The following is an 18,920-nucleotide window of genomic DNA, read 5'->3' on the forward strand; positions in this document are numbered from 1 at the left end:
TCCTCAGATCAAGGACAGCAGCATGATGAGCAATCCGCCAGCCGAAACGAGCCATGTCAACGAACGGATATAGGGAACTCCGAGGAGATAGAGCGGAATATAGGCGATACGCGCCGCAAACCATATCCACCCGCCTACCAGGCCCCAACCTGAAGCGTCACCCACAAAAGCAACACCAAGGATCAGCCCCATAAAGGCTGGGTAGGTTTCTTTGTAATTTTCCAAGGCGCGTTCGGCCCTACCAGCCAGCACGCCTGTCGGCTTTTTACCTTCGTCACGCGGGCCTGCATTCCATGCAGACCCGAGTTCCTTGGTCGCAAGAATGCCCTGCAACCCGATATGCAAGAAGAGGAGAATGACACTGAGAGCCAACAGCACCATGTATGGCCCGTTTTCGCTTGCCAGCGTTTCCATTCTGCTCCTCCTTTTTTCTTAGAGATCGAGAACCAGACGCTCTGGATCTTCCAGGCTTTCCTTGACGCGAACGAGGAAGGTCACGGCTTCCTTGCCGTCAACGATACGGTGATCGTAAGACAGTGCGAGATACATCATCGGGCGGATGACAACCTGACCGCCGATAGCAACCGGACGCTCCTGGATCTTGTGCATGCCGAGAATACCGGACTGCGGAGCGTTGAGGATCGGCGAAGACATCAGCGAACCGTAAACACCACCATTGGTGATGGTGAAGGTGCCGCCCTGCATGTCAGCCATGCTGAGCGAACCGTCACGGGCTGCCTTTGCAAGACGACCGAGTTCCTTTTCAACGCCAGCAATAGAACGCTGGTCAGCGTCACGGATAACCGGAACAACCAGACCCTTGTCGGTGCCGACGGCCATGCCAACGTGACAATAGTTCTTGTAGATGATGTCGGTGCCATCGATCTCGGCGTTAACTGCAGGCAGTTCCTTCAACGCGTGAGTAACAGCCTTGGTGAAGAAGCCCATGAAGCCAAGCTTCACGCCGTGCTTCTTTTCAAACACGTCCTTGTAGCGGTTACGCAGATCCATAACGGCCGACATGTCCACCTCGTTGTAGGTGGTAAGCATGGCTGCGGTGTTCTGTGCATCCTTCAGACGCTTTGCAATCGTCTGACGCAGTCGGGTCATCTTTACGCGCTCTTCACGTACACCGTCTTCAGCCGAAGACACTGGACGTGGTGCAGAGACGGGAGCAGCGGCAACAGGAGCCGAAGCGCCCTTGGCAACAGCAGCCAGAACATCGCCCTTGAGAACCTGGCCACGCTTGCCAGAACCGTCGATATCCGCAGTCGAGATATTGTTGTCGGCAGCAACCTTTGCAGCAGCCGGAGCAGCAGGCATGGATCCGGTTGCAGGTGCAGCAGCGGCAGCAGGTGCAGGCGCCGAAACAGCAGCAGCTGGTGCGGAAGCAGCAGCCGCAGGTGCGGTCGTTGCAGCGCCAGCAGCACCTTCAGCGATCTGGCCGAGCAATGCGTCGAGGCCAACCGTTTCGCCGTTCTGCGCAACGATTTCCGTCAGAACGCCAGAGGTCGGCGAAGGCACTTCAACAGTTACCTTGTCGGTTTCGAGTTCAACCAGAGGCTCGTCAGCCTTGACGAAGTCGCCAACTTTCTTGAACCAGGTTCCGACAGTCGCTTCGCTGACGGACTCTCCCAGAGTTGGTACGCGGATTTCAGTGGCCATAATCTTGTTCCGTTTATAGGTGTCTGTTTTGGATGGATGATGGAGGGAGAGTTTTCACTCTCCCAGCGCGTCTTCTAGGAATGCAGCAAGCTGTGCGAGATGCTTGGACATCAAACCCGTTGCAGGCGAAGCTGCAGCCGGACGGCCCGTGTAGCGTACCTTCTGGTACTTGGCGTCGATATGTGCCAGCACCCATTCCAGGTACGGGTCGATGAACGACCATGCACCCATGTTCTTAGGCTCTTCCTGGCACCAGACCATCTCCGCGTTACGGAAGCGCGACAGCTCGTTGATGAGCGCCTTGGCCGGGAACGGATAAAGCTGTTCGACACGCAGCAGGTAGATATCGTCGATGCCACGCTTTTCGCGCTCTTCGAGCAGATCGTAATAGACCTTACCCGTGCAAAGCACGACGCGACGAATCTTGGAATCCTTCTGCAGCTTGATCGGACCATCCTTGATCACTTCTGCATCGTCCCACAGCAGACGGTGGAACGAGGATTCGCCAGCTAGTTCAGCAAGCGAAGACGTTGCACGCTTGTGGCGCAGCAGGGACTTTGGCGTCATCAGAACGAGCGGCTTGCGGAAGTCGCGACGAACCTGACGGCGCAGGATGTGATAGTAGTTTGCCGGTGTGGTGACGTTGGCAACCTGCATGTTGTCTTCGGCGCAAAGCTGGAGGAAACGTTCCAGACGAGCGGAAGAGTGCTCCGGACCCTGACCTTCATAACCATGCGGCAGAAGGCAGACGAGACCGGACATGCGAAGCCACTTGCGTTCACCCGACGAGATGAACTGATCGAACACCACCTGCGCACCGTTTGCGAAGTCGCCGAACTGTGCTTCCCACAGTGTCAGTGCATTCGGACGGGCCAGCGAGTAGCCATATTCGAAACCAAGTACGGCTTCTTCTGACAGCATCGAGTTGATGACTTCGTAACGAGCCTGTGTCGGAGCCAGGTTGGCAAGCGGAATGTAACGCTCTTCCGTGTCCTGATCGTAGAGAACAGAGTGGCGCTGCGAGAAGGTGCCGCGCTCGCAATCCTGACCGGACAGACGGATCTTGTGACCTTCGACAGCAAGTGTACCGAATGCAAAGGCTTCAGCCATTGCCCAGTCGATACCTTCACCGGTTTCAACCATCTGTGCGCGGTTGTCCATGAAACGCTGAATCGTGCGGTGCGCATTGAAGCCTTCAGGAATGGTCGACAGTTTCTTGCCGATTTCCTTGAGAATTTTCATCGGTACGCCGGTCTTGCCACGACGCTGCTCATCGGCATTGTCTGCAACACGCAGACCCGACCACTGACCATCGAGCCAGTCAGCCTTGTTAGGCTTGTAGGACTGACCTGCTTCGAATTCCTGTTCGAGATGCGCACGCCAGTCGGCCTTCAGCTTCTCGAATTCGCCTTCGTTGATCAGGCCTTCGGCGATCAGACGGTCGGCATAGATACGTGCGACAGTCTTGTGCCCACGAATGACCTTGTACATCTTTGGCTGTGTGAACGCTGGCTCATCGCCTTCGTTATGACCAAAGCGACGGTAGCAGAACATGTCCACAACAACAGGCTTGTGGAACTTCATGCGGTATTCGGTTGCAACCTTGGCTGCATACACAACAGCTTCCGGATCATCGCCATTCACGTGGAAGATCGGCGCTTCGATCATCTTGGCAACGTCAGACGGGTAAGGCGAAGAACGCGAGAAACCCGGGTTCGTCGTAAAGCCGATCTGGTTGTTGATGATGACGTGCATGGTGCCGGCGACGCGGTGGCCGCGAAGACCGGAAAGACCGAGAATCTCAGCAACCACACCCTGACCTGCAAAAGCAGCATCACCATGAAGCAGCAAGGGAAGAACCTTTGCACGTTCTGACAATGGAATGGTGTCGCCATCCCAAACCTTCGCCAACTGGTCCTGCTTGGCGCGGGCCTTACCCATGACAACAGGGTTGACGATTTCAAGGTGCGAAGGGTTGGCTGTCAGCGACAGGTGAACCTTGTTGCCATCGAATTCGCGGTCGGAAGACGCACCCAGGTGGTACTTCACGTCGCCGGAGCCTTCGACTTCGTCAGGTTTGAACGAACCGCCCTTGAACTCGTGGAACACGGCGCGGTGTGGTTTGCCCATGACGTTGGTCAAAACGTTCAGACGACCACGGTGAGCCATGCCGACGATGACTTCTTCCAGACCTTCCTGGCCGCCACGCTTGATGATCTGCTCAAGAGCAGGGATCAGCGATTCACCGCCATCAAGACCGAAACGCTTGGTGCCCTTGAAACGAACGTCGAGGAACTGCTCGTAACCTTCCGCTTCAACCAGCTTTGAAAGGATGGCTTTCTTGCCTTCAGGTGTGAAATCGACGCCCTTATCCGGACCTTCGATACGTTCCTGGATCCAGGCCTTTTCTTCCGGGCTGGACATGTGCATGAATTCGACGCCGAGCGTCGAGCAATAGGTGCGCTCGAGGATTTCAAGCATTTCGCGCACGGTCGCGTATTCGAGACCCAGCACGTTATCGATGAAAATCTTGCGATCGTAGTCGCTTTCTTCGAAGCCATAGGACTTCGGCGACAACTCGTTGTAGTCCTCAACCGCGCTGGCAATGCCGAGCGGATCGAGCTTGGCGTGCAGGTGGCCGCGCATGCGGTAAGCACGGATCATCATAATGGCGCGTACGCTGTCGCGAGTCGCCTGAAGAACCTCTGCTTCGCTGACCGGCTTGCCGGTCTCTACGACCTTGGCTTCTGCCTTGGCCTGCACCTTCTTTTCGATGGCCTTTTCGACCGTCGCCCAATTGCCGTCCAGCGCGGAGACGAGATCGCCACCAGCCGCGATCGGCCAGTTGGAACGCTTCCAGGAAGCGCCCTTAGCGGCTTTTTTTACATCTTCGGGATTGTCGGACAGGCCCTTGAAGAAGCTCTGCCATTCCGGCGATACGGAAGAAGGATCTTCTTCATACCGTGCATAGAGCTGCTCGATGTAAGCTGCGTTCGCACCGTCGAGAAACGACGTGATCTGAAACTGCTCGTTGGCTTCTTGCCTTGCCATTTGTCCTGCGGGGGAAGTACCCCGCCTCCTCGATTTGTTGATGGCCGCTGATGGCCTGCCGCTTTGGTCATATATGCCGCCGCAGCGGCCTTCATCCCGCGCCCTCTAAGCGCATCCGGACAGCCGGCTCTTCACGATCCGCCTGCCCGGTTTTTGTCTCAGTATGTGGTCTTAGCCCTTGAGGACTTCAACCAGCGTCTTGCCGAGGCGTGCCGGGGAAGGCGAAACCTTGATACCAGCTGCTTCCATGGCAGCGATCTTGGATTCTGCGTCACCCTTGCCGCCGGAAACCACAGCACCGGCGTGGCCCATGGTGCGGCCTTTCGGAGCAGTACGGCCAGCGATGAAGCCAGCCATTGGCTTTTTGCGGCCCTTCTTGGCTTCGTCGATCAGGAACTGTGCTGCATCTTCTTCAGCCGAACCGCCGATTTCACCGATCATGATGATCGAGGTGGTGGCTTCGTCAGCGAGGAACATTTCCAGCACGTCGATGAACTCGGTACCCTTGACCGGGTCGCCGCCAATACCAACAGCCGTCGTCTGGCCGAGGCCTTCGTTGGATGTCTGGAACACGGCTTCATAGGTCAGTGTGCCGGAGCGCGAAACGATACCAACCGAACCCTTGCGGAAGATCGAGCCCGGCATGATGCCGATCTTGCACTCTTCCGGTGTCATGATGCCTGGGCAGTTAGGGCCAAGCAGACGCGAAGTGGAGCGGTCGAGGCGAGCCTTGACGCGAACCATGTCCATGACCGGGATACCTTCGGTGATGCAGGTAATGAAAGGAATTTCAGCATCAATAGCTTCGATGATCGCATCTGCAGCGCCAGCTGGCGGAACGTAGATAACGGATGCATCAGCACCGGTCTTGTCCTTGGCTTCAGCAACAGAAGCAAAGATCGGCAGGCTTTCGCCCTTCGAACCAGTCCAGGTTTCGCCGCCCTTCTTAGGGTGGATACCGCCAACCATCTGCGTGCCGTAGTAGGCAAGAGCCTGCTCGGTGTGGAAGGTACCGGTCTTGCCGGTCAGACCCTGAACGAGGATCTTTGTGTCTTTATTTACGAGAATAGACATTATTTCCGGTCCTTCAAATTAGCCGTTGATCGCCGCAACGATCTTCTTGGCTGCATCGTCGAGGTCGTCAGCAGCCGTAATTGCAAGACCCGATTCGTTCAGGAGCTTTTTGCCCAGCTCAACGTTGGTGCCTTCGAGACGCACAACGAGCGGAACCTGCAGACCGACTTCCTTCACTGCGGCGATAACGCCCTCAGCGATGACGTCGCACTTCATGATACCACCGAAAATGTTGACCAGAATGCCTTCAACCTTCGGGTCAGCCGTGATGATCTTGAACGCAGCCGCAACCTTTTCCTTGCCAGCGCCACCGCCGACGTCGCAGAAGTTTGCAGGCTCTTTGCCGTAAAGCTTGATGATGTCCATCGTTGCCATGGCAAGACCAGCGCCGTTGACCATGCAGCCGATGTTACCATCGAGAGCAACATAAGCGAGGTCCCACTTGGAGGCTTCGATTTCCTTGGCGTCTTCTTCGGTTTCGTCGCGCAACAGCTTGACGTCGTCGTGACGGAAGAGCGCATTGCCATCGAAAGACATCTTGGCGTCGAGAACGCGCAGGTGGCCATCTTGCATGACGATCAGCGGGTTCACTTCGAGAAGAGCCATGTCCTTCTCGTTGAATGCTTTGTAGAGCGCAGGGAACAGAGCCTTGGCATCTTCAGCAGCAGCGTCTGTCAGTTCCAGAGCCTTAGAGATCGCAGCAACGTCGGCGTCGGTAACGCCGACTTCCGGGTTGATGGCAATCGTGTGAATCTTCTCAGGCGTGTCGTGAGCAACAGCTTCGATGTCCATGCCGCCTTCGGTGGAAACCACGAAAGCAACCTGACCGACCGAGCGGTCAACCAGCAGCGAGCAATACAGTTCGCGAGCGATGTCTGCACCGTCTTCGATGTAGAGGCGGTTAACCTGCTTGCCAGCATCGCCCGTCTGCGCTGTTACCAGCGTGTTGCCGAGCATATCCTTGGCATGGGAAACAGCTTCTTCGATGGACTTCGCAAGACGAACGCCACCCTTTGCATCTGGACCAAGTTCCTTGAACTTGCCCTTACCACGGCCACCAGCATGAATCTGGCTCTTGACCACGTAAAGCGGGCCAGGAAGCTGCTTTGCAGCGGCTTCAGCTTCTTCAACCTTGAGGATTGCAACCCCTTCGGCGACCGGTGCACCATAGCCCTTCAAAAGAGCCTTGGCCTGATACTCATGAATATTCATGGATTAATCCCTGTTTGTAGCCGTCTGGAGCGTCCCAGATCCTGATGAACTCAGGGACGCTCTCAACTGTTGAGTCTCCGCATCGCGGCGCACAAAGGCCTGAACTGCCCTTGCACCGATGCGTCGGGCAATTACTTCAGCGACGGAGCAATGTTGATGCAGGCTTCGCAAAGACCAGCAACCGCGCCGACGGACTTCTGGAAGGCAGCTTCCTCGTCCTTGTTGAGTTCGATTTCGATGATGCGCTCGATACCGCCAGCACCGATGATGGTCGGAACGCCAACATACATGTCGTTGACGCCGTACTGACCGGAGAGGTGAGCAGCAGCAGGCAGAACTCGCTTCTTGTCCTTGAGGTAGGACTCAGCCATTTCGATTGCCGAAGCAGCAGGTGCGTAATAGGCAGAACCGGTCTTCAGCAGGCCAACGATTTCAGCACCGCCATCACGGGTACGCTGAATGATCTGCTCGAGACGTTCGGCAGTCAGCCAGCCCATCTTCACGAGGTCGGTCAGCGGAATGCCACCAACTGTCGAGTAGCGAGCAAGCGGCACCATGGTGTCGCCGTGACCACCCAATACGAATGCAGTGACGTCCTGAACGGAAACGTTGAACTCTTCCGAGAGGAACAGACGGAAACGTGCGCTGTCGAGAACGCCAGCCATGCCAACAACCTTGTTCTTCGGCAGGCCGGAGAACTTCTGCAGCGCCCAGACCATAGCGTCGAGTGGGTTGGTGATGCAGATTACGAAAGCGTTTGGCGCATATTTCTTAATGCCGGCACCGACCTGCTCCATGACCTTGAGGTTGATGCCAAGAAGGTCATCGCGGCTCATGCCCGGCTTGCGAGCAACACCAGCAGTGACGATGCAGACATCTGCGCCTTCGATAGCTGCATAGTCGCTTGCACCGGTAAGCTTGGCATTAAAACCTTCAACCGGGCCGGACTGTGCAATATCAAGACCTTTGCCCTGCGGAATGCCATCAGCAATATCGAACAGGACGATGTCGCCCAGTTCTTTCAGACTGGCGAGATGCGCCAGCGTACCACCGATCATGCCAGAACCAATAAGTGCAATCTTCTTGCGAGCCATCGAATGCTTCCTCTCGAGCTTCAACTCAATCGCTGCCATAGGGGCAGCTAAATTGTCGCACTCGACTTAGCGTCATTAGCTCAAATTGGCAATAGATTCTTTCAACGTTAGGTTTTTCAATCGTTTAGATATTAAATAACTTACGTAAACGTAAGGAAATAAGTCACAGAATTGTCAAATTACGGCGCGTTTCTCGTTGTGTTCTGCGAGATATTCCGCACTTCTCATCTCGAAAAGTCGGGATGCGGTTCGATCAAACTCGAAGCCTTCGGTACCCTTGCGCTTGCCCAAGAGGTCTTCAGGCATCGCTGCAGCCGATGCAAACAGCCGCACTTTGTGGTCGTACAATGCGTCAATAAGGATAATAAAACGTTTCGTTTCGTTGCGCTTATCCGCGTCGAGAAACGGGATATGATCAACGAAAACCGTGTCGAAACGACCAGCAATTGCCAGAAAATCGCTGGCGCCCAAAGGCTTTTCGCAGAGGTCCGAGAAAGTAAATCGCGCGACACGTCCCTGTGCGTGAGGGACGTGGATGGAGCGGCCCTTCATTGGAATTTCCGTCGGCGCTATAATGTGGCCAGCGGTAACATGATGCCAAGCCATGTCCATTGCCTGATCCGCAGCACCATCGAGCGGCGAAATATAAACCGGCAAGCTGTTCAGTTTTTCCATACGGTAATCGGTGGGGCTATCCAACGTCACCACGTCGACATACTTTTTGAGAAGGTCGACGAATGGCAGGAACAGTCCGCGGTTAAGACCGTCTCTGTAGAGATTATCTGGCACGACGTTGGAGGTGGTGACCAGTGTACAACCATTGGCAAACAGCTCGGTAAACAATCGCGCTAGGATCATCGCGTCGGCAATATCGGTGACTGTAAACTCGTCGAAGCACAGCAACTTTGCTTCTGCCAGCAATGCGGCAGCGACCGGAGGAATAGGATCCGCCTGTTTGGTTTCGCCATTCTTCAGCTTTTGCCTATGTGCATGGACCCGGTTATGAACGTCGGCCATAAACTCGTGAAAATGGCAACGGCGCTTGGCCTCCACCGGCGCCATCTCATAGAACATGTCCATCAGCATGGTCTTGCCACGACCGACACTGCCATAGACATAAAGCCCTTTAACCGCACTGTTCTGCTTGGCCTTGCGGGCAAACATCCAGCCTAGGGCGCTGGATTTTTTGGCAGGTTTCAGGGTCTTCAGATCGTGCAGGATACGGTCAAGCTGCGTAGCCACCTCGATCTGCGCCGCATCGGCTTTCAACTCGCCTGATGAGGTCAGGCTTTTCAACCGTTCGACAACGCTTAGATTATAATCGGGAAGTGGCTGCATCGAACGGCGCCCTGAAATATGGGCGCCGCGCACCCGAAATGGGGTGATGTAATGTGAAAAGCCGACTTAGCGGCTGAGGCTGATCGGCTGACCACTGTTGGTGGTGCCGTCATAACGGGTATCGCCGCTCTTGTAGACGCGACCAAGCGTGTTGCCGGCACGATCCTTGAACAGAACCATCTTGCCGGACACTTCCCATGAACCCATGGCGGTCAACTCGCCTGCGCAACCACGTGTGCCGCCGCGCGAACCGCTACCGAGATTGGTTAAGGTCAGGAACATGTCGCAATTTGCGCCGCCATTGGCCACACGCCAGTTACCAACCATGGTTTCCTTGCGGATATCCATAGCCGTCGCAGGCGCCGCAGCGGCCATGTCAACACCGCCCTGGGCGGGTGCTGTGGCTGGTGCGGTTGGAAACTGTGAACTGCCACCGGGTGGAGGCAATGCTCCGGACTGCACCGAAGGCACCGGTTGGGCCTGTAGCGGAGGCGTATAGCCAGAATTGCCGCTATTATTGTTGTAGTCGTAAGACGTACGTTGGCAACCCGCCAGAGTCATTACGACTGCAATGCCCGTTGCCACATATCTCAATTGCATATCAAGCTCCCGTTCGCTGCTCGCCGTAACACATGAACTGCCGTTGCATATCGGAATTAGCGTATTTCAGTTTGGTTAATCAAGTCAGCACAGGCTTAAATAACCGTTACCAGGGTTTCAAGCCTTGTCCGAGACGAGCAAATCCCGTCACGGCATAAACAAAAGCCGTGACCGGAATGCGGCCACGGCTTCCAAAATCTCCCGCCTGACATAGAAACGCCCTTGGTTTCGCAGACGGGTTTTACAAATCAGACGCGGCGCTCGACCATCATCTTCTTGATTTCGGCAATAGCCTTGGCAGGGTTCAGACCCTTCGGGCACGCCTGCGCACAGTTCATGATGGTATGGCAACGGTAAAGACGGAACGGATCTTCGAGGTTATCGAGACGTTCGCCGGTTGCCTCATCACGGCTGTCGATGAGCCAGCGGTAAGCCTGCAGCAGAACCGCTGGACCGAGGTAACGGTCGCCATTCCACCAGTAGCTGGGACAGGACGTCGAGCAGCATGCGCACAGAATGCACTCGTAAAGACCATCCAGCTTCTGGCGGTCTTCATGGCTCTGCTTCCATTCCTTGGCCGGCGCAGGAGACACAGTCTTCAACCATGGCTCAATCGAACGGTGCTGGGCGTAGAAGTTGCTGAGGTCAGGAATCAGATCCTTCACCACAGGCATATGCGGCAGCGGGTAAACCTTAACGGTACCCTTGATCTCGTCCATGCCCTTGGTGCAGGCCAGCGTATTCGTGCCGTCAATGTTCATGGCGCACGAGCCGCAGATGCCTTCACGACAGGAACGGCGCAGCGTCAGCGTCGGGTCGATATTGTTCTTGATGTACAGAAGTGCATCGAGAACCATTGGGCCGCAGTCATCGATATCGATGTAATAGGTATCGATACGCGGGTTCTGGCCGTCATCAGGGTTCCAGCGATAAACGCGATATTCGCGAACGTTCTGGGCGCCTTGAGGCTTCGGCCAGACCTTGCCTTCGTTGATCTGGGAATTCTTGGGGAGAGAAAGTTCAACCATGTCCAGTTCCTCAAATCAGTAGACGCGGGCCTTCGGCGCGATCTTCTTGGGATCAATGCCGTCGGCGATCAGGTCGGTATGGACCGGACGATAGTCGAGTTTCACGTCACCCTGCTCGTTGACCCACGCCAGCGTGTGCTTGCGCCAGTTAACGTCATCGCGACCGGCAAACGGACCATCAACGAAGTCTTCGCGTGCATGGCTGCCGCGGCTCTCCTTGCGGGCTTCCGCGCCGTAAACCGTGGTGATGGCGTTAGCCATGAGATTGTGCAGCTCAAGCGTTTCGACCAGATCAGAGTTCCAGACCATCGAGCGATCGGTAACCTTGACGTCAGGCAGCTCCTTCCAGATGGCGGAAAGACGCTTGCAACCGCTCTCCAGCGATTCCTGCGTACGGAACACGGCAGCATCGTCCTGCATGGCGCGCTGCATCTTGTCACGCAGTACTGCGGTCGGTGTGCCACCATTGGCGTAACGCAGACTGTCGAAACGATCCATGATCTTATCGCAGGCAGCAACATTGAGAGCTGGGATTGGCTCTTCGCGGTTGATAACCTCGGCAGCGCGAATAGCCGCAGCGCGACCAAACACCACAAGGTCGATCAGCGAGTTGGAGCCCAGACGGTTGGCACCGTGAACGGATGCACAACCGGCTTCACCAACCGCCATCAGGCCCGGGATAACCCGCTCCGGATTGTTGCTGTCAGCGTTCAGCACTTCGCCCCAATAGTTGGTCGGAATACCGCCCATGTTGTAGTGAACGGTCGGCAGAACCGGGATCGGTTCGCGCGTCACGTCAACACCTGCGAAAATCTTGGCGCTTTCGGAAATACCCGGCAGACGCTCATGCAAAATGTCAGGATCAAGGTGATCCAGATGCAGGAAGATGTGGTCCTTGTTCTTGCCAACGCCACGGCCTTCACGGATTTCCATGGTCATGCAGCGCGAGACAACGTCACGCGAGGCAAGGTCCTTGGCGGAAGGTGCGTAACGCTCCATGAAGCGTTCGCCTTCGGAGTTGACGAGATAACCGCCCTCACCGCGTGCGCCTTCGGTAATCAGGCAGCCTGCGCCGTAAATGCCGGTCGGGTGGAACTGAACAAATTCCATGTCCTGCAGCGGCAGGCCAGCGCGTGCGATCATGCCGCCGCCATCACCCGTGCAGGTGTGTGCGGACGTGGCAGAGAAGTAGGCGCGGCCGTAACCGCCAGTCGCCAACACCACCATCTTGGCGGAGAAGCGATGGATCGTGCCGTCATCAAGGTTCCAGGCGACAACGCCGGTGCAACGGCTGCCGTCGTCAGACATGATCAGATCGAGCGCAAAGTATTCGATGAAGAACTCTGCGTTGTTGCGCAGCGACTGGCCGTAAAGCGTGTGCAGAATGGCGTGGCCGGTACGGTCGGCAGCGGCGCAGGTACGCTGTACCGGCGGGCCTTCACCGTAGTTCTGCATGTGACCGCCGAACGGGCGCTGATAGATTTTGCCTTCAGCGTTACGTGAGAACGGCACGCCGTAATGCTCAAGCTCATAAACAGCCTTTGGCGCTTCCATGGCGAGATACTGCATGGCGTCAACGTCGCCCAGCCAGTCGGAGCCCTTCACGGTATCGTAAAGGTGCCATTGCCAACAGTCGGGTGTCATGTTGGTCAGCGAAGCGGCAATACCGCCCTGCGCCGCAACCGTGTGCGAGCGGGTCGGGAAAACCTTGGTGATGCAAGCCGTGCGGAAACCCTGTTCGGCCATGCCGAGCGTCGCGCGAAGACCGGCGCCGCCTGCACCCACGACGATCACGTCATAGGAGTGGTCGACATAGGTATAGGCCTTGCCATTCTGTGAAGGTGAGCTTGGAGATGCCATGACCGGTTTATCCTGCGAATGCGATTTTCAGAATGGCGAACAGACAGAGACCGCCAACAGCGACTGCAAAGAAGGTGTTGAGCATCACAAGCACCAGCTTGGATACTTCGCCGTGCACGTAGTCCTCGATGATAACCTGCATGCCAAGCTTCATGTGAATGAGGCCGGAGATGATCACGAGGCCCATCACCACCGCAACGAGCGGGTGAGAAAGCGCAGCCTTCACTTCCTCGTAGGGCGCGCCGCCATACATAACGAGGAAAACGACGAAAAAAATGAGAAGCGGCACGTTGGCAACGGCCGTCAGGCGCTGGCGCCAGAAGTGCTCGGTGCCTTCCTTTGCGGAGCCGAGGCCACGAACTTTGCCGAGAGGTGTACGCATATCCATATATGTATCTCCTTAGCGCACGATGAGGGCGATGACCCAGATCAGCGCGGTCAGACAGATCGAAGCCGCGAACATTGCCTTGGCCAGCTTGGTGTTGAAGTGTTTTTCAAAACCGTTTCCAAGATCCCACATGAAGTGACGCAGACCGCCCAGCATGTGGTGAACCAGTGCCCATGTGTAGCCGATCAGAATGATCTTGCCGATGATCGTGCCCATGGCCCACTGAACCCAGGCATAGGCATCAACACCGGACGCCGTTGCGATAAGCCACCAGGCAACCAGCAACGTGCCGAAATACAGCGCTCCGCCCGTGATGCGATGCACGATCGATGCAAACATCGTCGGAATCATGGAGTAAATTTGAAGATGCGGCGACAGAGGCCGATTATTAGTACCGTTCGCCATCAGAACCTCGCGGCGTTTTCCTTTGCGCTCCGAATTTTCGGGCGTCCTACAACAACGCACATGACGAAAGAATGTGCATTGCACCAACCGCGACCTTTAATCGCACGATGGCATCACGACAAGCACAATTCATGGCTGATTCGAATTTAATCGATTGTGTTTTGAGATTCCTGCGAAATTTTTGCCCTGCAAAATAAAAAGTACAGCATTTCCAAGATAACAACGCTAAAAATTTTGACTTTTACGTAAGTCAAAAATGCGATATTTAATAGTTTGTTAAGGTGAAAAACCGGAGAAAAAAGCTCATGTTCGACAAACGAATCGCATTGCGACTGACCACCCTGTCAAGCATGATTGCCTTGGCTCTGCCTGTTATGGCGGCAGAAAATTACAATAGTTACCGCCATCATAATCCCGACCGCGACACACGCCAAGAGGTCGTTGGTGGCAACGGATTGCCATCTTATATCCCGCGAGTTGGCACCTATGCAGGCTCGATTTCCGGCGTGCGTTTCAAGGGAAATGGCATCTATTTCTACAAGCAGGGCCGCCCCGTCTTTTCTCAGGCAAACAGCACCTCGCAATCAATCGCACCCAAGGCGAAGATCATTCACGTCAACGCCAGAACTGCAGGCGCTGAATGCTCCTACGAGGCCGGCGTTTGCGTGATCCGTCCATAACGGACACAACAAAAATTCATATAAACCGCCAGACAGTGGTTTTTTTCACGTCACTGTCTTCTAAGGCCCGCGTCACCGGCACCTGATAGCTTGCCAGCAGTTCAAGCCTTTCCTTGGGCAGGTAGGCACGACCGGGATCACCGACCAGAACAGTGACACCCTTTTCAGAGAGCGCCACAAACCATGGCACCAGCATCTCGGCAAAGGCGCGGTCGTAGAACACATCACCTGCCAGAAGAACATCGGTACGGACATCGGTACCGACGAGGTTGTCGCCGGTAAAGCCGATTTCAGCAACGTTCTCCGCAGCGTTGAGTGCGATAGCAGTCTCTGCCCAGGGATCGATATCGGCAGCCATGACACTGGCAGCCCCGGCCTTTGAGGCGGCGATGGCAACCAACCCGGAGCCACTGGCAAAATCGAGTACCTTCTTGCCTGCAACCGTCGTCGGATGATCAAGCACATAACGTGCAAGACCCTGCCCACCGGCCCAGGCAAATGCCCAGAACGGTGGTGGCAAGCCGATCTCATCCAGTTCTTCTTCGGTTTTCAGCCATAGATCATGCGCCTCACTGGCCAGATGTAAACGCACCTCCGGCACATGCGGCGGCGTCATGACATCCGTGTTGGCACGGATGAACTGGCTGGGATCGGTCTTCACGTCGGTTATCAGTCCGGCGAGCGCGGTGGCTTATCGAGGTTACCCATCCGGCAAACCTCGAGATACTCCTCTTCGGTCACCGGCTGCACCGAAAGCCGCATGGAGGTGACCAGCGACATTTTCTCCAGCTTCGGATTGGCCTTGACATCCTTCAGGGTAACGGACTTTGGCATGTCGCAAACGGCGCGAATATCCACGCAATCCCATTTGGGATCACCTTCCGCCGTCGAATCCGGATGAGACAGCGCGCAAACCTCGGCAATACCGACCACTTCCAGGCCCTCGTTGGAATGGTAGAAGAAGCCCTTGTCGCCAATCTTCATGGCGCGCATGTTGTTGCGTGCCTGATAATTGCGGACACCGCCCCATTCTTCACCAACGTCGCCCTTGGCCTTTTGCTGTGTCCAGGACCATGTGTCCGGTTCGGACTTGAAAAGCCAGTAATTTGCCATGGCCAATTACGCTCCCGGATTGTTGAAGACCCAATTGTAGGGCTTCACTTCGACGCTTTCGAACAGGCCGGCCTTTGCATAAGGATCAGCATCGGCAAGTGCCTTGGCAGCATCGATGTCAGCAGCTTCAACGATCACCAGGCTGCCATTTGGCTTGCCTTCCGCATCGAGAAACGGTCCGGCTATCTTCAAGGTGCCTTCGGCATTCAGTTTGTTGAGGTGCTCAAGATGCACAGGACGGGTTTCCATGCGCAGGTTCAAGTGACCGGGCTTGTCTTTGCAGATAAAGGCAAACAGCATTTTCATCTCCTTAAGGGCCATCACTCATTCAGTGGTGATAGGCCGTGTCATCAATTGTTGAATGGCAGTGCGCACATCAAGGCTGCCTTCGATAATGGCAGCCACGGCATCCGTCACAGGCATATCTATCGCAAGTCCCTCAGCAAGCCGGGCAGCAACCGAGGCAGCGAATGCGCCCTCGACCAGACCACCGCCGAATGCGCCAGCATCCAGCCCTTGGCCAAGTGCAATACCAAAACGAAGATTGCGCGACTGGTGGCTCGTGGCCGTCAATACCAGATCGCCAAGCCCCGAAAGCCCACGAACCGTATCCGCCTTGCCACCCATGGCCACCACAAGCCGCGACATTTCCGCAAGCCCGCGTGAAATCAGCGCCGCCCGCGCCGAATCGCCAAGCCCAGCGCCTTCGACAATACCGCAGGCAATCGCCAGCACGTTTTTCAACGCGCCACCCAGCTGTACACCAGTGCGATCGCTCGAGGCATAAAGCCGGAATGTGCGGCCAGAAATGGTTTGCGCCAGTCTCTCGGCATCGCCGGCCTCAGCTGCCGCGATCGCCATGGCTGTCGGCAATCCCTTGGCGATATCTGCGGCAAAACCAGGCCCAGACAGCACAGCAATCGGGTGATGCGGCAGTTCATGTTCCAGAACATCGGTCAGCAACCGTCCCGACGAGCGATCGATGCCCTTGGCGCAGGTTACGATGATTGCATCATTAGCCAGGTAAGGACCATAGTGGCGCGCTGCATCGGCTTGCGCCTGCGATGGCATGGCAAACAGCACGATACCGGCATCGGTAAGCACATTGGCGTCAGCTGAAAACTGCAATGCATCTGGCAGGCTAATGCCAGGCAGCGCCGCTTCGTGCACGCCATCGGTTTTCAAATCTGCCATCAAGGACGGATCGCGCCCTAGCAGGGTGACGTCGTGGCGGTTTTCCAGCGCCATGACCACAGCAAGCGCTGTGCCGAAAGCACCGGCACCAATAACGACGACCTTTTCGCGCTCGTTCATGCCTTTGCTCCGCGCTTGCCAAAACCAATCAATGTTTGCGCCGAAGCATCCAGTGGCCAGCGCGAACGTGGTTGCGTATCCGGACCATCCGGTGGCATGTCTTGCGCCATACGCTCAAGTCCTGCCCATGCAATCATCACGGCATTATCGGTGCAAAGATTAAGCGGCGGAGCGACAAAGCGGAATTTGTGCTTGTCACACAGCTCCTGCAACGTCCGCCGGATCTCCTGATTGGCCGCCACGCCACCGGCAACCACCAGCGCAGGCACTCCATCGAAATCAGGGAATTCTTCGCGGAACCGCTGCAAGCCACGGCCGATGCGGTCCTTCAACGTGCGCGAAACCGCCTTCTGGAATGATGCGCAGACATCGGAAATATCCTGGTCTGACAGCGGCACGATGGCCGTTGCCGCCTGACGAACTGCAGTTTTTAAACCTGAAAAAGAAAAATCAAGCCGTGTTTCCCCGACCATCGGCCGCGGCAGGGCAAAGCGATCAGGATTACCGCTCGCAGCCGCCCGTTCGACGGCTGGTCCACCGGGATAGGGAAGTCCAAGCAGCTTGGCGGTTTTGTCGAACGCCTCACCCAGCGCATCGTCGATCGTCGTTCCCCAACGCTCATATTGGCCAACGCCGCGCACAAGAATGAGCTGCGTGTGGCCGCCGGATACCAGAAGCATCAGATATGGGAATGACAGCCCGTCCGTCAGCCGCGCCGTCAGCGCATGACCTTCCAGATGGTTGACTGCATAAAGCGGCTTATCGGCAGCACGTGCAATGGCCTTGCCAGTCATCAAACCGACGATCAGACCGCCAATCAGGCCGGGGCCGGAGGTCGCGGCCACCGCATCGATATCAGCAAGTGTGACGCCAGCACTGGTCAATGCTTCCTCAACCAGCGTATCGAGAGCCTCGACATGGGCGCGGGCTGCGATTTCGGGGACAACACCGCCATAAGCGCTGTGCTCATCGAGCTGCGACAAAACGACGTCGGACACGATCTCGCCACGACCGTCAGGATGCCGGATTACAACGGCAGCAGCGGTTTCGTCACAACTTGTCTCGATACCGAGGATACGTAGAAAGGAGGCCATTAACCTGTTCGTTCATTGCGATGCTTGGGAAACTTAGGTACGAACACCTCCGGTAACAATGGATAGAAGCGGATGCAAACAAAACCTTTCCGAATCGGCACACGCGGCAGCCCTCTGGCACTTGCGCAGGCTTATGAAACACGTGACCGGTTGATGAAAGCGCACAACCTGCCGCAGGAAATGTTTGAGGTTGTTGTGCTGTCCACCATGGGCGATCGCATTACCGACCGTGCGCTATCGGAAATCGGTGGCAAAGGCCTGTTCACGGAAGAACTGGAAGCGCAGCTTTCTTCTGGCGATCTCGACTTCGCGGTACATTCTTCAAAGGACATGCCGACCGTATTGCCCGAAGGCCTGTTCCTTTCCGCCTTCCTTCCGCGTGAAGATTTCAGAGATGCCTTTATGGGCCGTACGGCAAAAACGCTGATGGAATTGCCGCATGCAGCGGTTGTTGGCTCGTCGTCTCTGCGCCGTCAGGCGCTGATTCGTCGTCTGCGTCCCGATATCAGCACCATCATTTTCCGTGGTCTCGTCGATACCCGCCTGCGCAAGCTGGAAGAAGGCCAGGCCGATGCCACCCTTCTCGCCTATGCCGGCCTGAAACGTCTTGGAAAGCAGGATGTGCCAACCGCACTGCTTGACCCGAAAGAATTTCCGCCTGCTCCAGCGCAGGGCGCAATCTGCGTCGAAAGCCGCATCAATGATGCCCGCGCCAATGACATGTTGGCCGCAATCAACGATCAGCCGACCTATGATGCCGTGACGTGCGAACGGGCATTTCTGGGCGCGCTCGACGGTTCCTGTCGCACCCCAATTGCCGGTTATGCGATTTGTGACGGCGAAGACCTGCATTTCCGTGGTCTCATTCTGACGCCAGACGGACAGACCGAACACGGCATAGAAGTAAGCGGCAAACGTGCTGATGCTGCTGATCTCGGCCGAAAGGCTGGTGAACAGGTTCGTGCCGCAGCTGGCGCAGGTTTCTTCGAGAGCTGGGATTAAGC

The 18,920-nt window shown here is 56.1% G+C and carries 19 protein-coding genes; 2 read left to right on the forward strand and 17 right to left on the reverse strand.

Translation table 11 applies throughout. The features are described from left to right. Positions 1-3 precede the first annotated feature (3 nt). The 12 genes from IB237_RS19585 to sdhC all read right to left on the reverse strand — a co-directional run bounded on the left by IB237_RS19585 (position 4) and on the right by sdhC (position 13,715). Positions 4-414, reverse strand: coding sequence for an MAPEG family protein (locus tag IB237_RS19585; protein WP_192490399.1), 411 nt, complete (start codon positions 412-414; stop codon positions 4-6). Between the two features lie 18 nt (positions 415-432). Continuing rightward, positions 433-1,665, reverse strand: coding sequence for a 2-oxoglutarate dehydrogenase complex dihydrolipoyllysine-residue succinyltransferase (gene odhB / locus IB237_RS19590; protein WP_192490400.1), 1,233 nt, complete (start codon positions 1,663-1,665; stop codon positions 433-435). A gap of 54 nt (positions 1,666-1,719) precedes the next feature. After that, positions 1,720-4,716, reverse strand: coding sequence for a 2-oxoglutarate dehydrogenase E1 component (locus tag IB237_RS19595; RefSeq protein ID WP_192490401.1), 2,997 nt, complete (start codon positions 4,714-4,716; stop codon positions 1,720-1,722). A gap of 171 nt (positions 4,717-4,887) precedes the next feature. Continuing rightward, entirely contained in the window at positions 4,888-5,790 is a 903-nt protein-coding gene (gene sucD, locus IB237_RS19600) for a succinate--CoA ligase subunit alpha (RefSeq protein ID WP_192490402.1), read from the reverse strand. A gap of 18 nt (positions 5,791-5,808) precedes the next feature. Continuing rightward, complete coding sequence (sucC, locus tag IB237_RS19605; protein WP_192490403.1) at positions 5,809-7,002, reverse strand: ADP-forming succinate--CoA ligase subunit beta; 1,194 nt, start codon at positions 7,000-7,002, stop codon at positions 5,809-5,811. 131 nt (positions 7,003-7,133) lie between these two features. After that, positions 7,134-8,096: a malate dehydrogenase gene (mdh, locus tag IB237_RS19610; RefSeq protein WP_192490404.1), complete on the reverse strand. Its 963-nt coding sequence runs from the start codon at positions 8,094-8,096 to the stop codon at positions 7,134-7,136. 174 nt (positions 8,097-8,270) lie between these two features. Next, positions 8,271-9,434, reverse strand: a complete 1,164-nt coding sequence (gene zapE, locus IB237_RS19615; RefSeq protein WP_192490405.1) for a cell division protein ZapE — start codon at positions 9,432-9,434, stop codon at positions 8,271-8,273. Positions 9,435-9,500: 66 nt separating this feature from the next. Next, a complete protein-coding gene (locus tag IB237_RS19620) occupies positions 9,501-10,034 on the reverse strand; it encodes a protease inhibitor Inh/omp19 family protein (RefSeq protein ID WP_192490406.1) in 534 nt (177 codons plus the stop codon). A 248-nt stretch (positions 10,035-10,282) separates the two neighbouring features. Continuing rightward, positions 10,283-11,062, reverse strand: a complete 780-nt coding sequence (locus IB237_RS19625; protein ID WP_192490407.1) for a succinate dehydrogenase iron-sulfur subunit — start codon at positions 11,060-11,062, stop codon at positions 10,283-10,285. 15 nt (positions 11,063-11,077) lie between these two features. Then, positions 11,078-12,922, reverse strand: a complete 1,845-nt coding sequence (sdhA, locus tag IB237_RS19630) for a succinate dehydrogenase flavoprotein subunit (protein WP_192490408.1) — start codon at positions 12,920-12,922, stop codon at positions 11,078-11,080. 7 nt (positions 12,923-12,929) lie between these two features. Next, positions 12,930-13,310 (reverse strand): succinate dehydrogenase, hydrophobic membrane anchor protein, encoded by a 381-nt coding sequence (gene sdhD / locus IB237_RS19635; protein WP_192490409.1) that lies wholly within the window; start codon positions 13,308-13,310, stop codon positions 12,930-12,932. Between the two features lie 12 nt (positions 13,311-13,322). Next, the gene (sdhC, locus tag IB237_RS19640) at positions 13,323-13,715 is read right to left on the reverse strand and encodes a succinate dehydrogenase, cytochrome b556 subunit (RefSeq protein ID WP_192490410.1); all 393 of its coding nucleotides are present in this window, start codon (positions 13,713-13,715) and stop codon (positions 13,323-13,325) included. Positions 13,716-14,020: 305 nt separating this feature from the next. On the opposite strand from sdhC, the gene IB237_RS19645 reads away from it, so the two are divergent. Beyond that, positions 14,021-14,395 carry a hypothetical protein gene (locus IB237_RS19645; protein WP_192490411.1) on the forward strand — a complete coding sequence of 125 codons (375 nt, stop codon included), beginning with the start codon at positions 14,021-14,023 and terminating at the stop codon, positions 14,393-14,395. Between the two features lie 16 nt (positions 14,396-14,411). Here the strand turns inward: IB237_RS19645 and IB237_RS19650 are convergent, their stop codons facing one another. From IB237_RS19650 to tsaD, 5 genes are read right to left on the reverse strand one after another with little or no spacing between them, the layout of a single operon-like run. After that, a complete protein-coding gene (locus tag IB237_RS19650; RefSeq protein WP_192490412.1) occupies positions 14,412-15,056 on the reverse strand; it encodes a methyltransferase in 645 nt (214 codons plus the stop codon). A gap of 8 nt (positions 15,057-15,064) precedes the next feature. Further along, a complete protein-coding gene (locus IB237_RS19655) occupies positions 15,065-15,508 on the reverse strand; it encodes an EVE domain-containing protein (protein WP_192490413.1) in 444 nt (147 codons plus the stop codon). A 6-nt stretch (positions 15,509-15,514) separates the two neighbouring features. Beyond that, positions 15,515-15,808, reverse strand: a complete 294-nt coding sequence (locus IB237_RS19660) for a YciI-like protein (protein ID WP_192490414.1) — start codon at positions 15,806-15,808, stop codon at positions 15,515-15,517. Between the two features lie 24 nt (positions 15,809-15,832). Further along, positions 15,833-16,822, reverse strand: coding sequence for an NAD(P)H-dependent glycerol-3-phosphate dehydrogenase (locus IB237_RS19665; RefSeq protein WP_192490415.1), 990 nt, complete (start codon positions 16,820-16,822; stop codon positions 15,833-15,835). Next, the gene (gene tsaD, locus IB237_RS19670) at positions 16,819-17,916 is read right to left on the reverse strand and encodes a tRNA (adenosine(37)-N6)-threonylcarbamoyltransferase complex transferase subunit TsaD (RefSeq protein WP_192490416.1); all 1,098 of its coding nucleotides are present in this window, start codon (positions 17,914-17,916) and stop codon (positions 16,819-16,821) included. The genes IB237_RS19665 and tsaD overlap by 4 nt, the downstream gene beginning before the upstream one ends. 72 nt (positions 17,917-17,988) lie before the next feature. On the opposite strand from tsaD, the gene hemC reads away from it, so the two are divergent. Continuing rightward, a complete protein-coding gene (hemC, locus tag IB237_RS19675; protein ID WP_192490417.1) occupies positions 17,989-18,918 on the forward strand; it encodes a hydroxymethylbilane synthase in 930 nt (309 codons plus the stop codon). The last annotated feature ends 2 nt before the right edge of the window (positions 18,919-18,920 follow it).

It is taken from the genome of Agrobacterium sp. AGB01, assembly GCF_014851585.1.
In the GTDB taxonomy this organism is placed as follows: Bacteria; Pseudomonadota; Alphaproteobacteria; order Rhizobiales; family Rhizobiaceae; genus Agrobacterium.

What these genes read in the sequence shown, in the direction of transcription:
- IB237_RS19585 (WP_192490399.1), bottom strand. Translation starts at nt 414, where the DNA reads ATGGAAACGCTGGCAAGCGAAAACGGGCCATACATGGTGCTGTTGGCT.
- sdhC (WP_192490410.1), bottom strand. Translation starts at nt 13,715, where the DNA reads ATGGCGAACGGTACTAATAATCGGCCTCTGTCGCCGCATCTTCAAATT.
- IB237_RS19655 (WP_192490413.1), bottom strand. Translation starts at nt 15,508, where the DNA reads ATGGCAAATTACTGGCTTTTCAAGTCCGAACCGGACACATGGTCCTGG.
- IB237_RS19595 (WP_192490401.1), bottom strand. Translation starts at nt 4,716, where the DNA reads ATGGCAAGGCAAGAAGCCAACGAGCAGTTTCAGATCACGTCGTTTCTC.
- hemC (WP_192490417.1), top strand. Translation starts at nt 17,989, where the DNA reads ATGCAAACAAAACCTTTCCGAATCGGCACACGCGGCAGCCCTCTGGCA.
- IB237_RS19665 (WP_192490415.1), bottom strand. Translation starts at nt 16,822, where the DNA reads ATGAACGAGCGCGAAAAGGTCGTCGTTATTGGTGCCGGTGCTTTCGGC.
- sdhA (WP_192490408.1), bottom strand. Translation starts at nt 12,922, where the DNA reads ATGGCATCTCCAAGCTCACCTTCACAGAATGGCAAGGCCTATACCTAT.
- zapE (WP_192490405.1), bottom strand. Translation starts at nt 9,434, where the DNA reads ATGCAGCCACTTCCCGATTATAATCTAAGCGTTGTCGAACGGTTGAAA.
- sucC (WP_192490403.1), bottom strand. Translation starts at nt 7,002, where the DNA reads ATGAATATTCATGAGTATCAGGCCAAGGCTCTTTTGAAGGGCTATGGT.
- IB237_RS19625 (WP_192490407.1), bottom strand. Translation starts at nt 11,062, where the DNA reads ATGGTTGAACTTTCTCTCCCCAAGAATTCCCAGATCAACGAAGGCAAG.
- odhB (WP_192490400.1), bottom strand. Translation starts at nt 1,665, where the DNA reads ATGGCCACTGAAATCCGCGTACCAACTCTGGGAGAGTCCGTCAGCGAA.
- sdhD (WP_192490409.1), bottom strand. Translation starts at nt 13,310, where the DNA reads ATGGATATGCGTACACCTCTCGGCAAAGTTCGTGGCCTCGGCTCCGCA.
- sucD (WP_192490402.1), bottom strand. Translation starts at nt 5,790, where the DNA reads ATGTCTATTCTCGTAAATAAAGACACAAAGATCCTCGTTCAGGGTCTG.
- mdh (WP_192490404.1), bottom strand. Translation starts at nt 8,096, where the DNA reads ATGGCTCGCAAGAAGATTGCACTTATTGGTTCTGGCATGATCGGTGGT.
- IB237_RS19620 (WP_192490406.1), bottom strand. Translation starts at nt 10,034, where the DNA reads ATGCAATTGAGATATGTGGCAACGGGCATTGCAGTCGTAATGACTCTG.
- tsaD (WP_192490416.1), bottom strand. Translation starts at nt 17,916, where the DNA reads ATGGCCTCCTTTCTACGTATCCTCGGTATCGAGACAAGTTGTGACGAA.
- IB237_RS19645 (WP_192490411.1), top strand. Translation starts at nt 14,021, where the DNA reads ATGTTCGACAAACGAATCGCATTGCGACTGACCACCCTGTCAAGCATG.
- IB237_RS19660 (WP_192490414.1), bottom strand. Translation starts at nt 15,808, where the DNA reads ATGCTGTTTGCCTTTATCTGCAAAGACAAGCCCGGTCACTTGAACCTG.